Raw genomic sequence first — 13,038 nt, 5'->3', positions numbered from 1 at the left:
GCGGTTTCCGTGGCCGGGCCGGCGCGAACCCGCTGCCGAGAAGAGGACGAGGCTGGGGTGCCGACGAAACCAGCGTAGGGCGCCGGGGAGTCATTGCAATTGACGCAGATCAACCGACGCCTCGCGTCGGGTGCCTTGTCACCGATTTGAAATAATCCACATCTCAAATCGCGATTCGGGTGGGCTTTGCGCGCCGTCGCCCCCCGATCGCGCCGCCATTACACCGACCGGGCTGACTCCAGCGACCACAGTCGCGCCAGCATTGCCCGAGCCGGGGTGTCGCCGATCGCGGGCGAAACCAGCTCGAGGAATTTTCCTTCCAGCTCGGCATCGGAGAGCGGCAATTCCGGATCGCCCTTGCGGTCGGGCTGCATGTGGATCAGGCGGTCGCCGCCGAGAGTCAACACGTCGACTCGAGCCGATCTTTTTCCCGGGAAAGCCGCGTCGATCTCGGGATCCACATGCACGTCGATCCGTTCCATCAGTTCGCGTACGCTGCGATCTTCCAATTGCGCCGGCTCGTAGGCGGCAAGCCTCACGCTGCCGCGCGCAAGCGCGGTGGCCACGACATAGCGCATGCTGAAGCGCGCCTCGTTGGCGCTTTCGGGTTTTTCGTAGCAGGCAATGTCCAGCGCCGGCTTGTATGTTTCTACACGCACCCGTGCAATATCCTGGACTTTCAGCCCATGCTTTTCCCGCAACGCAAGCGCGGCATCGATGGCCGCAAACGCGTGCCCGCAGCCGATGTGATTCTTGAAGGTGAGACGGGTAATGTGGAAATCGCTGCCCAGAGTATCGCCCACGCGGGACCAGTCCGGTCCGTCGCTCATGGCTTGGCCCAGGCCGGCCTCTCCGTCCAGAACATCCAGCGCGCCTGTGACGCCCTGCGCCGCCAGTTGCGCGGCGAGAAGGCCGGCTTCGGCCGCTCTGCCCGCGTGCAGAGGTTTGGACATGGAGTCCATGCGAAATGCCTGCTGCAAACCCGCCGTGAACGTGGCGGCGGTGGCGAGCGCGTCGGCGAAACGCTGTTCGCCCAGGCCGAGCACGCAGGCCGCCGCCGCCGCAGCGCCGAAGCTTCCTACCGTGCCCGTGTTGTGCCAGTAGCGATAGTGCGGACGACCCATGACCACGCCGATGCGCGTCGACACTTCATAGCCCAGTATCAGCGCGCGCAGGAAGGACAGGCCGTCTGCGCCCGCGTCCTGGCTGGCCGCCAGCGCGGCTGCAATGGTGGCTGCGCCGGGGTGATACATCGCATCGCGGAAACTGTCGTCGATCTCGGCGGCATGCGCCGCCGTGCCGTTGAACAAGGCCGCGGCGCGCGCGGTTGCCGCGCGGCCATTGCCCAGCCGGGCTCTGCCACGGTCCAGGTCGTCGGCCAGCACGTGTTCCAGCTGAGCCAGCGGCGCGGTCGACAGCCCTGGAAATAGCGAGGCATGCCAATCGATGACAGCCCGCTTGGCGTGATGGATGACCTCGTCGGGCAAAACCTGCTTCTGATATCGCTCGGCATAACTGCCGAAGACTTCCGTTGCGTACATGACCCGAGCCTCTTCACGCCAGAACGGCGACTCCGTCGGCCGCGCGCACGCCAAGGCCCTGCTCGAGCACGAAGACCGGATTGATTTCCGCTTCGACCAGGCATTCGCCGAGCTGGGCGACCATCCGGGAGAACGCGACGACAGTGTCGGCCAGCGCCTGAACGTCGGCTTTCGGGCGGCCGCGAAAGCCGTCCAGCAACGGCCAGGTTTTCAGATCCTGGATCATCGACAGCGCCTGGGCGCGGCTCAAAGGCCTCAAACCCCGTTCATCCTGTTGCAGCAGTCTCATGGTGACGTCCTTGAACAGCTCAGCCGTCACGCCGCCCATGCCCAGAAGGATTGCGGTTCCCAGCGCGTCCCGATGCATACCCAGTATGAGTTCCGTGCCCCCGGAAACCATCTCCTGAACAAGAAATCTCTCGGGCGTCACGCCGCTGCCGGCTTTGACATCGGCAATCATTCGGCCGAGCCGTTCGCCTATGGTCGCGCAGTTCAAGTTGACGGCAACGCCTCCGACATCGCTTTTATGCGTAATTTGCGACGATAGGATCTTGAGCACGACGCGGTCGCCCAGATCACGGGCGGCGGCCTCGGCTTCGGCAGCGCAGGCAACGGCCGATTCGCGGGCGCAAGGCACGCCGAAGCGCGCGAAAAGCTGTTTGGCCTGCATTTCGTCGAGAGCGCCGCCGGGCAGCGGGCCGGTTTCGATCGGAGCGGCCGCGGCATCGCTTTCCTCGGTTGGCGTGAAATGCCGGACGCTCAGCATGGCCGCCAGGGCCGCGGTGCAGCTTTCGGCGGCCGCGAAAGCCGGCACGCCGCTTCGCGTCAGCAGAGCCCCCACCTCGGGCGCATGCGGGCTTATATAAGCCATTATCGGCTTATCGGAATTGGGCAGGCATTCCTTGATGGCATCGACCATCAGTTCCGGCATGGCCAGGCTGGAAGAGCCGACAATGATTACCAATGCGTCGTAGCTCGGGCTTGCCAGCAGCGCATTGATGGCACCGCGCAACAGATCGGGGCGAAGGCCGGCCAGCGTTACGTCGATGGGGTTGCGGTCCAGCACCGCTTCGCCGCCGGTCTGCAGTGCGCGCAGTGCGCCGGCTGTGGCCGCATCAGGTGCCGGTGTCTCGAAACCCGCCACGCCCAGATCGTCGGAAACCAGTGTGCCGGCTCCTCCCGTGGAGGTCAGGACGGCGACCCGCTTGCCGCGCAACAGGCGGTGCGTGACCAGCGCAGCAGGGATATCCAGCAAATCGGAAAAATTCTGCGCCCGGATAACGCCGATCTGATTGAACAGCGCGTCGTACATGCTGTCGGCTCCGGCCAAGGCCCCGGTATGCGATACCGCGGCCTTGGCTCCGGCTTCCGAGCGTCCGATCTTGAACGCCACCACAGGCTTGCCCCGGCGCGCGGCTTTCAGGCAGGCGGCGCGAAACTTGGCCGGATTGCGGACCGTTTCGACGTACAGCGCGATCACTCGGGTGGCGGGGTCATCTGCCAGATGATCGATGAAATCAGCCAGCTCCAGATCCACCTCGTTGCTGGTGGATATCAGTTTTGACAGGCCGATTCCACGCGCGGCGGCACGCGACAAAAGCGCTCCCAGAATCCCCCCGCTTTGCGACACCACGCCGATGCCGCCCGCGGGAAATTCGCTCATTTCCAACGCCCCGGAAGGCGACAGCACGATCTTGTCGGTCAAGTTGACCAGGCCTATGGTGTTGGGGCCCAGGATGCGCATAGGGCCTGCGGCCTCGATCAGCTGCTTCTGGCGCCGCGCCCCCTCGTCACCCGTCTCGGTGTAGCCGCTGGCCAGAACGATGGCAGCCGCGCAGCCGCGTGCCGACAGTTCCTGCACCGCAATGTGCGCGCGATCGGCGCCCAACAGCACGACGGCGACGTCCGGCACATCGGGTAGCGAGGCGATATCCGGGTAACAAGGCAGATCGCCGATGCGTTCGACCTTGGGATTGACAGGCATGATTCGCCCGGAATATCCGTGCTTGCGCAAATAGGCGACGGGTCTGCCGGTGGTTTTCTGCGGATCGGCCGACGCGCCGATGATGGCGACGCTGCGCGGCGATAGAAGCTTGCTGATGGTGTCGCTCACGCCGTCACTCCCTGACTGCCGATTTGGCGAGAAAAGCTTCGACACAGGCGCGGTGCTCGCTGCTGGTGTAGCAGATTCCCTGAGCCTGACTGCCCTGGGCGAAGACATCGTGGGCCGAGAGTTCGAAGCTTTGATTCAGAATGGTCTTGGTAAGCGCCAGCGCGGTTGAGGACGCTTTCGATAGCTCGCAGGCCCATGCCTGGGCTTCGTCCAGCAGCGTCTCGGCACCGGTTTTGCGATCGACGATGCCCAGGCTCAGCGCTTCGTCCACCTTGACCTGGCGGCCAGTGAAAATTAGCTCTTTGGCCTTGGTCAGGCCGACGCGGCGCGGCAGGAAGTACATGCCCCCGCCATCGGGAATGAGGCCGCGATGGATGTAGGACCAGGTAAAGCTGGCCCATTCGCTGGCGATGATGAAATCGCAAGCCAGCGCGGTATCGGCCCCCAGGCCGGAGGCGGCGCCGTTCACGGCGGCGATCACGGGCTTGGGCATGGTGTGCAGCAACGCCTGCGCGTGGTGGACACGCTGCTGGCGTTGCCAGCCGTTGAAGGCGATCTCGCCGGCAGGCGCATTCATTCGCCTTTGCATGCCGCTGATATCCCCGCCTGCGCAGAATCCTTTGCCGGCTCCCGTGAGAACCAGCGCCCTGATGCGCTTGTCGGCTGCCACCGCATCCAGGGCATCGATGAATTCCGAACGCATGTCGTCGCTCATCGCATTGTGCTTTTCCGGACGGTTGAGCGTAATGGTCGCCACACTGTCGGTGACTTTGAAGTCAATCAAGACATGGTCCATGGCATTCTCCGATCTTTATCAAGTTGGTTCAGCGTTATTCGGGCTTGATGTGGTCTTCTTTGACAACATGTCCCCAGCGCTGCTCCTGGGCCTGGACATACTTCGCCAGATCCTGCGGCGTTCCCGGACTCGCGGCCAGGCCCTCGCGCTTGATCATTTGAGTGAACACGGGTTCCTGCACGGCCTTGCGCGCAGCGGCGTTGAGTCGATCGATCACCGCGGCCGGCGTACCTGCCGGGGCATACATTCCGTACCAGCTCTCGACGGCAAAGCCCGGAACGCTATCCGAGACGGGCGGCACGCCCTTGAATGCGGGCGAGGGCGTGGTGGTCGTGACGCCCAGCGCCCTGAACTTGCCGCTGTTGACTAGCGGTCCCGCTGCCTCGGCGGTGGCGAACATCATGTCGACCTGGCCGCCCATCAGGTCCGCCATCGCGGGACCCGCGCCGCGATACGGGACATGAGTCATTTTTGTCTTGAGAAGATCGGCGAACAGCGCCCCGGCCAAATGCGCCGACGTGCCGGTTCCCTGGGACGCATAGGTCAGCTTGCCGGGGTGGGCCTTGGCGTAGGCAATGAGATCCCCGATCGTCTTGAACGGGCTGCCTGCACGCACCACCAGCACGTTCGGTCCCCGCGCGATCAGCATGACCGGCGCGAACGCCTTGTTGCTACCGTAAGGCAAGCTGGGTTGCAGCGTGGGATTGACGGCGTGCGCAAACGTCGAGATGACCAGGGTGTATCCGTCCGGCTTGCTCTTGGCGACGAAGTCTTCGCCGATCATCGTGCCTGCACCGGGCTTGTTTTCAACGATCACCGGTTGACCGAGGTCTTTCGACATTCCCACGCTGATCGTGCGCGCGACCAAGTCCGTTCCGCCGCCGGGGGCGAAGGGCACGATGATTCGGATGGGTTGCTCGGGAAAGGCGGCCAGGGCCGGCCCGGCATAGGCTGCTGCAGCCAGCATAAGCGCAATCGATTTCACGCTGCGATTAACGAGGGAAGCCCACATTTGTCTGTCTCCTGAAGGTGCGACGAGTGCCGCGTTGATTTGCCTAGTCGGCGCCAACATCTGATTTATGTGCTGCAAAGCTTATCGATTGGTAGAATTTCCCACAGCCCTCTGATTCCAAGGAGTGGAAATGCCGGCCGCTCGATCCCAGGCGGGACCCGTCGCTGAAATTCATTTGAGACATGACCATGGGCCAGCATCGATCCGCCATCCTCGACGACAAGCCGGGGCAATCTCCCGCCAACCGCTCGCTCGAGCGGGGCATAGAAATTCTTCGGGCATTTCGGCCGGGATCCGTGCTGCTCGGCAATGGAGAGATCGCGGAAAGAACCGGTCTTTCCAAATCCACCGTCAGCAGGCTGACCCAGACCCTGGTCGGAACGGGCATGCTGCAGATCGATGCGCAGACGCGCGCCTATCGGCTGGCGCCGGCCGTTCTCAGCCTGGCCCATGCCATGCGCACCGGGTCTCATATCCTGACGATCGCAGCGCCGCTGATGCGCTCGTTGGCCGAGAGTCAGCGCATCAATGTCGGCTTGGCCGCGCCCGACAGAGACGAGATGGTCTATCTCGAATCGATACGCTATAGCCGTCGTGTTGCGCTTCGGCACGTCGTTGCGGGCCAGCGCGTTCCCATGGAGTTGACATCGCTAGGACGTGCGTATCTGGCCGTCGCGCCGCAATCCCGGCGCAATGCGCTGCTCGCCGTGTTCAAGCGGCGCAGAACTCAGTGGGACGTCGTCAGCAAAGCGATCGAAGAAGCGCGAGAATCCGTGATCACGCGCGGTTACTGCTTTGCTGCCTGGCAGCCAGAGGTCGTTGCGGTTGCGACGCCCCTGCTTGTGTCGGATGCCATTTACGTTCTCAACATCAGTCTCTCTACGGAAGAGCCTTTGAAGAGAGTGGTCGATAAATTCTGCTCGCCCTTGTTGGCGCTACGCCAGTCGATCCAGAAAGAGTTGGACGTGCATATCCGGGATTGAACCGGATATCAGGCGTTTGCCGCGCGCGAACGGGATTGTGCGCAGAACACGGCCGCAAGGAGCAGCCCGCCCACCATGCCGATGTGCTCGACGACGAACATCGAATCCAGAAAGGCCATGTCGCCCGATTCTTTCCAGAAGGCATGGGCGACGGGAATGGTCAGCAGAGTGAACACGATCAAGGCTCCCGAGCCCAGCCAGATCGCGCGGCGCATGATGATCAGCAGGGATCCGAGCAACTGCACGGCAATGACCAGAACCCCGAACACGGCCGCCGGCGCCAGATTGAAATGCTGCATTTCGCCCAGCGTGCCGTTGAAATCCAGCAGCTTCACGATGCCGCTGAACCAGAACGGAAAGGTCAACAGCACGCGGGCAAGCAAGGCCGCCCAAGGACGGGACAGCAGTGCGTTGATGACGTTGTTCATGGCGTCGCGGCTCCCGGCGAAAAATGATGAGAAGAATGTTTTGGGTTCGGGAATAGTACCCGGGAGTCGCGCTGGACCGGCTAGGAGACGAACTTGCGAAGCGCCTCGAAGCAGCTCGGGTCGATGGCCTTGCCGACTTCGTTTTCCATGATGGCCAGCGCTTTCTCCACGGGCATGGCGGCGCGGTAGGGCCGATCGGCGGTCAGCGCATCGTAGAAATCGGCGACGCTGATGATGCGGGCCTCGGGTGCGATCCGCGACGCCTCGAGGCCGAGCGGATAACCTTTGCCGTCCAGGCGTTCGTGGTGGGCACCTGCAATGCCGGCCATATCGCGCAACGGGCCTATGCGCGAAAGAATGGCGATGGTGTGGCTGGCATGGTTGCGCATTTCCACCCACTCATCGTCGTTGAGTTTGTCCGGCTTTTCCAGAATGCGGCTGGAAACGCCCAGCTTGCCGACATCGTGAAGCACGGCGGCACGGCGCAGTCTGCGCAAGGCGCTGCCTGAAAACCCCAGAGCCTCTCCCAGCGCCGTAGCATAGGCGCCGACCCGATTGGAGTGCCCGCCGGTGTAGGGGCTCTTGGCATCGATCACCGCGCCGAAGGCATCGGCGATGGCATCGAGGTAGTTTTCGTCTACCTGTTTGCGGTGTTCTTCGGGTTCCAGCGCGTGAATGCGCAGTTCGAGGTCGGGATCGCTGAGATCGAACCAGAATTCCGGATTGGCGCTCAGGCTCAGGAATACGTCGACCAGTTCCGGGTCGAACCAGGTGCCGCGCCGTGCAGCCACTTCGGCGTAGGCTGCGTCGGAACCGCCCGCCGTGTGAAAGACATCGACGATCTGGGCAAGCAGGGCGAGGCGCGCAGCCAGGGGAATGGCGTGACCGGCCGCGCCTTCGGGTTTGCCGTGACCGTCCCAGTGCTCGTCGAGCGCCGCGATGGCCAATGCGACGCTTTCGGAAAAGTGCAATTGGCGAGCGATGTTGGCGCCGCGAGTGCATCGGGTTTGAATCAGATCGGTAGCGATGCGGTTGCCGTCACCCAGAATGCGCGCAATGGCGCGCGCGCGCAAAGTGAGAGGCGATTTGGCGCCCGTGCGCTTGAATACGAAACCGAGCGTCGGCGCCAGGCCCTGCCCCACCAGTTTGAAGTCGTACTTGAATACCCGATCGTCGGCCAGATAGAGTTCGGCAATGCGCGCGGCATTGCTGGAACACCCCAGATCTTTTAGCAGCGTGGCGTAGTAGACAGTGCGTCGGTCGGCCGCGGGCAGGCCCAGCGTCTGCGCCATACGGCTGGCGATCCAGCAGGATCGTAGCGAATGGCCGGGAGGCTGCCCTTCGGTCAGATCCAGGGCATAGGAGAAGGCCCCCAGCAATTCGCTCAGCGACGTCGTGGACGGACTGGTTTCATCAGTCTCGAATTCGTTGGCAGTGGCATGGCGCATGCAGACGCTCCGATCAGACCGGCGGCCCCGTCTCGGCGCGCACCGACGGCGCGCCCGCCAGGGCGAGTGGCATCATGCTAACGCTACTCGAGGGTTGATTGCCATTCTTGCACTGCACAGAGTAGTGATAGGATCATGCTGTTTTAGAATTTTGCGCTTGTCTCTGCTCTGTTTTGCTGAAAATTCATCATAAGTTCATACGGCAATGACAGTCGAGTACCGACTTTCGCCCGCGGTGAAAGCTTCGATGCAAGTTTCTCATTCACGAGTGCCCCGATCCGGTTCCGCCGGTCGATTTCGCCTGAGACTCCTGATCCGTGGAGGCTTTACGGCGCTGATTCTCCTGATGGCGTCGACATCGGGTGTGGTCCTGTTCGCATTGCACGAACAGATGGCCAAGCGCCAGGAAAACACCACTCGCAGTCTGGCCCAATCTGTCACGCAGACCTTCGATGGTCTGATCGACACCGTCAATGTGGCGTTGCTGTCTCTGTCCGACGGGATCGAGCGAACCGATCCGGGCCGGCTGAATTCGGCTGACCTGACGCAAGCCATGCAGCGGCAGCAGTCGCGCATACCGGAGATCACGGGGTTCCGGGTCACCGACGACAAAGGCAATATCGTCAATAGCAGCAACCTCATACCGGGGGGCGTCCAGCTGGCGGATCGCGAATTCTTCGTGCGTTTGCGCGACGATCCGTCGGTCGGCCTGCTCGTGGCAAAACCGGTCGTCAGCCGCGTCACCGGCAAGTGGCTCTGGATCTTCGCGCGGCGCTTCAATCATCCCGACGGCTCGTTCGGCGGCACGGTCTATGCGATCATCAATGTCAGTGAAGTCGAGAAAATGCTCGACAAGGTCAAAATGGAGCCCGGCGGTTCGCTCGCCCTGCGCGACGATGATCTGGGGCTGATTGCGCGCTATACCTTCGGCTCCGAAAATCCGACGCCGATCGGAACCAGGAAGGTGAGCAACACGATGCTCGCAGCCCTGAAAGCAGACGGCTCCGAAGGCAGTTATCTCAGCGATGGCAATAGCCTGGACCCCGAACGCCGCTACTACTCCTATCTGCGCAGCCAGCGCTATGGCTATCTGGTCAATGTCGGTCTCAGCGAAAGATCGGCGTTCGCGGAATGGCGGCGCCAGGCATGGCTCGTCATCGCGCTGATCGGCCTGGCCGGCGGTATGCTGATTTTGCTGTCCGAACTGCTGATCCGTACCCTCGCCCGGCAGGACCAGTTCATTCAGTCGCTGGAGGCAGGACGAATTGCCCTGGATGAAAGAAACCGGGCTCTGGTCGCTGCCGAGGCCGATATGTGGCGCGCCGCGAATTTCGATGGGCTGACCGGGCTGCCGAACCGGCGGCTGTTCTCGGACCGGCTCGAACAGAAGATCCGGGAATCGCATCGCAATCGGTCTTCGCTGGCGGTCCTCTTCATCGACATCGACCGGTTCAAGGAGGTCAACGACACGCTGGGCCACGATATCGGCGATCAATTGCTTATCGAGGCGGCAAACCGCATCGCCGCGTCGGTGCGATCGACCGATATCGTTGCCAGGCTCGGTGGCGACGAATTTACCGTGGCCCTGTCGGATGTCGCGGACACTTCCGACATCGGGCAAATTGCCCAGAAAATCATCGACGGTCTTTCTGCGCCCTACACACTGCAACATTCGACGGTTTACGTCTCGGCAAGCATCGGCATTGCCAAGCTGCCCGACGATGCGACGACGCTGGTCGAGCTGCTGCGCAATGCGGATCAGGCGATGTACGCCGCCAAGAATTCCGGGCGGCAATGTTTCCGGTTCTTTTCCAACTCCATGCAGGAAGAGGCGCTGGCGCGCATGCGTTTGGCCGCAGATCTGCGTACGGCAATCGGGGCCGGGCAATTGCAGGTTCACTACCAGCCTATCGTCGATCTGCGTACCGGGCAGGTGATGAAAGCCGAGGCGCTGGTGCGCTGGCATCATCCGGACCGGGGCATGGTGTCGCCGGGTCGATTCATTCCGGTGGCCGAAGACACCGGGCTGATCCATCCGCTGGGAGATTGGGTTTTCGAAGAGGTCGTGCGTCAGGTCAAGCACTGGCGCGCGCGATACGGTTGCGATTTCCAGGTCAGCGTCAACAAATCGCCGATCCAGTTCGCGGCCGATCCGAGAAACCGCGGCCGGCATGACCGGGACAGCAGTCACTGGCTCGACATGCTCCGCCGGGAAAATTTGCCGGGTAAATGCCTCGTGGTGGAAATCACCGAAGGCGCGCTTATGGAGTCCGACATCAATGTCAAGGCGATCCTGCAGGCTTTTCAAGAGCAGGATGTGCAGATCGCCATCGACGACTTCGGCACCGGCTATTCATCATTGTCCTATCTGAAGAAATTCGATGTCGACTATCTGAAGATCGACCAATCGTTCATCCGCAATCTCAGCGCCGGCACGACCGATCTGATGCTCTGCTGCGCCATGATCGAGATGGCTCACAAGCTGGGCATCCAGGTCGTGGCCGAGGGGGTCGAGACGAGCGAACAGTACGACTTGCTCATCGAGGCCGGTTGCGATTACGGCCAGGGCTATTGGCTCGGCAGGCCCATGCCGCCCGAGGCGTTCGAGGATTTCATGCGCCAGCGGGGGCGGTAGCGAAAACGGCGCGCATCGGCTTTCCAGGCAGGCTCGCCGTTGGACGCGCTAGGCGATATGAAACCGATCTTTGCCGGCGGATTTGGCCTTGTACATGGCCTCGTCGGCCAGCTTCAGGAGTTCCTTGTCGGTGCGCGAGCGGCGGGAGTCGGAAATGGCCACTCCCACACTGGTGGAGCAAGACAGCGCCATGCCTTCTATCGGCTCCATGGCCCGGGTTCGCTCGATGATTTTTTGCGCGATGGCCTGCGAGTCGGTGCCCGGGTTCTGCAGATTTTCAAGAATGACCGTGAATTCGTCGCCTGCCAGCCGGCAGACGCGATCAGATTTGCGGACGCAGTCCTGGAGCGTTTTCGCGAAAGTCGACAACACCTTGTCGCCGAATTCGTGCCCATGGGTGTCGTTGATGCGCTTGAAGCCGTCCAGGTCCAGGAAGAGCAGGGCGATGCCGTGCCCGTCCTCGTATTGCCTGCTGCAGGCCTCTTTCAGCAGGCGCATGAAATGCCGGCGGTTGGGCAGGCCTGTCAATGCGTCTTGAAGGGCTTCTTTCTCCAGCTTGATTTGCCTTTCCTTGCGTTCGGAGATGTCGTGAAGGAAGGCATTGATGAACAGCGAGCTATTGGTGTTGGAAAATCCCAGCGTCATTTCCACCGGGAAGGATTCTCCCGATTTCTTCAGCGCCGTCATCTCCAGACGCCTGCCCATCATGTCGCTTTTTCCCGTGCTGACAAAGCGCGAAAACCCGGCATGGTGCTGCGCTCGCGCTTCGGGCGGAATGACGACGTCGGCCAGGTCCTGGTTCAAGACTTCGCTCTTGCTCCAGCCGAACAATTTTTCCGCTGCCTTGTTCCAGGCCTGGATCTTGCCGTGGCTGTCGATTTCCACGAAGGCATCGTTTACGTTTTCGAGCGTCGCCACGAAATGCGCTTTTTCTTCCTCCAGGCTTCTCTCCGAGCGGTGCCTGCGCTCGATCTCCTGGTTGAGGATGGCAATCGATTGCTTGAGTTTCTGGGTTCGCGCAGCCACCCGTTGCTCCAGGGAAAGCCTCAGCTTTTCCAGATCTTTCTCGATCCGCTTTCTATCGGAGATATCTGTCAGTATGCCGACCAGATACCGGTCCGCCATGTTGTCGTCCTGGAGGACGGAGACATTGAGCTGGATCCAGCGCGATGAGTTGTCATGATCGCGCAGGCGTATCTCGAGCGCAGAGAGGGCCGTTCCGGGAACCAGGGGCTCGCTGACGAGATTTTTCAGCTTTTCCCGGCCTTCGTCGTGAACGATGTCGTAGAAGGACTTGTTCCTGAGATCGAAGGGGGAGTAGCCCAGGATGTCGCACGCCACATGGTTCATCTGGACGATGGTTGCGTCGCCGGAGAGCCAGATGATTCCGACCCCGAGCGAGTGTATGGTGCGTTCCAGCAGTGAATTGGTGTTTTGCAGCAGATTTTCGACTCTCTGGCTGTTGCGCGAGACCTCCAGAGTCTGGAGATATCCTTCCACGATCTTCGCGAGATCTACCAGGCTGTCGACATCTTCTCGGGAAAATTCCCTGGGTTGGGAGTCCAGAATGCAGAGAGTCCCCAGGTTGTATCCCTCGATCGATTGCAAGGGATGGCCTGCATAAAATCTTATGTTGGGCTCTCCGGTAACCAGCGGGTTGTCAAAAAAGCGATCGTCTTTAAGCGCGTCGTTGACGACGAACGTGGCGTTTCCGAGAATCGCGTGACCGCAGAAAGAGATGTCGCGCGGCGTTTCCTTCGCATCGAGTCCGATGGCCGATTTGAACCACTGCCGCTTTTCGTCGATCAACGACACCAGCGCCGTCTTGACATGGAATAGCTTTCTTGCCAGACGGGTGATCCTGTCCAATTCGTCTTCGGGCGGGGTGTCCAGAATGCCCAGGTCGATAAGCGTGGACAGGCGCGCTTCTTCATTGGCAGGACATCCCGGTGGATACATGATTCATCTCCTATTCTCGGTGTCTTGAACGAAGGTGCATGTTCAATTTTCGGCATGGCGGGCAGGCTTGGGCATGACGTGCCGACAGTGTGGTTGAGCCGAGAGAAGGCAACGATGCAGGCA

At 61.5% G+C, this 13,038-nt stretch carries 9 protein-coding genes; 2 read left to right on the top strand and 7 right to left on the bottom strand.

The annotated features are described in order from the left end of the window. Positions 1–218 precede the first annotated feature (218 nt). Genes ACTHJ1_RS06955 through ACTHJ1_RS06940 form a run of 4 tightly spaced genes read right to left on the bottom strand, consistent with a single transcriptional unit; the run spans position 219 to position 5,417 of the window. The gene (locus ACTHJ1_RS06955) at positions 219–1,541 is read right to left on the bottom strand and encodes an MmgE/PrpD family protein (protein ID WP_440189707.1); all 1,323 of its coding nucleotides are present in this window, start codon (positions 1,539–1,541) and stop codon (positions 219–221) included. A 13-nt stretch (positions 1,542–1,554) separates the two neighbouring features. Beyond that, on the bottom strand, positions 1,555–3,654 hold the full coding sequence (locus ACTHJ1_RS06950) for an acetate--CoA ligase family protein (protein WP_440189704.1): 2,100 nt from the start codon (positions 3,652–3,654) through the stop codon (positions 1,555–1,557). Positions 3,655–3,658: 4 nt separating this feature from the next. Continuing rightward, positions 3,659–4,450 carry an enoyl-CoA hydratase/isomerase family protein gene (locus ACTHJ1_RS06945; protein ID WP_440189701.1) on the bottom strand — a complete coding sequence of 264 codons (792 nt, stop codon included), beginning with the start codon at positions 4,448–4,450 and terminating at the stop codon, positions 3,659–3,661. Between the two features lie 34 nt (positions 4,451–4,484). Continuing rightward, complete coding sequence (locus ACTHJ1_RS06940) at positions 4,485–5,417, bottom strand: tripartite tricarboxylate transporter substrate binding protein (RefSeq protein WP_440189698.1); 933 nt, start codon at positions 5,415–5,417, stop codon at positions 4,485–4,487. A gap of 233 nt (positions 5,418–5,650) precedes the next feature. On the opposite strand from ACTHJ1_RS06940, the gene ACTHJ1_RS06935 reads away from it, so the two are divergent. Further along, complete coding sequence (locus tag ACTHJ1_RS06935; RefSeq protein ID WP_440189695.1) at positions 5,651–6,445, top strand: IclR family transcriptional regulator; 795 nt, start codon at positions 5,651–5,653, stop codon at positions 6,443–6,445. An 8-nt stretch (positions 6,446–6,453) separates the two neighbouring features. On the opposite strand, the gene ACTHJ1_RS06930 is transcribed toward ACTHJ1_RS06935, so the two are convergent. Together ACTHJ1_RS06930 and ACTHJ1_RS06925 are read right to left on the bottom strand one after the other, a co-directional pair. Beyond that, entirely contained in the window at positions 6,454–6,873 is a 420-nt protein-coding gene (locus tag ACTHJ1_RS06930) for a DoxX family protein (RefSeq protein WP_440189692.1), read from the bottom strand. A gap of 80 nt (positions 6,874–6,953) precedes the next feature. Then, positions 6,954–8,321: an HD-GYP domain-containing protein gene (locus tag ACTHJ1_RS06925; RefSeq protein ID WP_440189689.1), complete on the bottom strand. Its 1,368-nt coding sequence runs from the start codon at positions 8,319–8,321 to the stop codon at positions 6,954–6,956. A gap of 346 nt (positions 8,322–8,667) precedes the next feature. Here ACTHJ1_RS06925 and ACTHJ1_RS06920 point away from each other — a divergent pair, with 346 nt between their 5' ends. Further along, positions 8,668–10,956: a bifunctional diguanylate cyclase/phosphodiesterase gene (locus ACTHJ1_RS06920; RefSeq protein WP_440189686.1), complete on the top strand. Its 2,289-nt coding sequence runs from the start codon at positions 8,668–8,670 to the stop codon at positions 10,954–10,956. A gap of 48 nt (positions 10,957–11,004) precedes the next feature. Here ACTHJ1_RS06920 and ACTHJ1_RS06915 read toward each other — a convergent pair whose 3' ends face one another. Then, the gene (locus ACTHJ1_RS06915) at positions 11,005–12,915 is read right to left on the bottom strand and encodes a diguanylate cyclase domain-containing protein (RefSeq protein ID WP_440189683.1); all 1,911 of its coding nucleotides are present in this window, start codon (positions 12,913–12,915) and stop codon (positions 11,005–11,007) included. Positions 12,916–13,038 lie beyond the last annotated feature (123 nt).

The organism is Bordetella sp. (assembly GCF_051960075.1).
Lineage (GTDB): Bacteria > Pseudomonadota > Gammaproteobacteria > Burkholderiales > Burkholderiaceae_B > Bordetella.
Note: the sequence above shows the minus strand (reverse complement) of the source record. Positions and strands in the feature narration are given on the sequence as shown.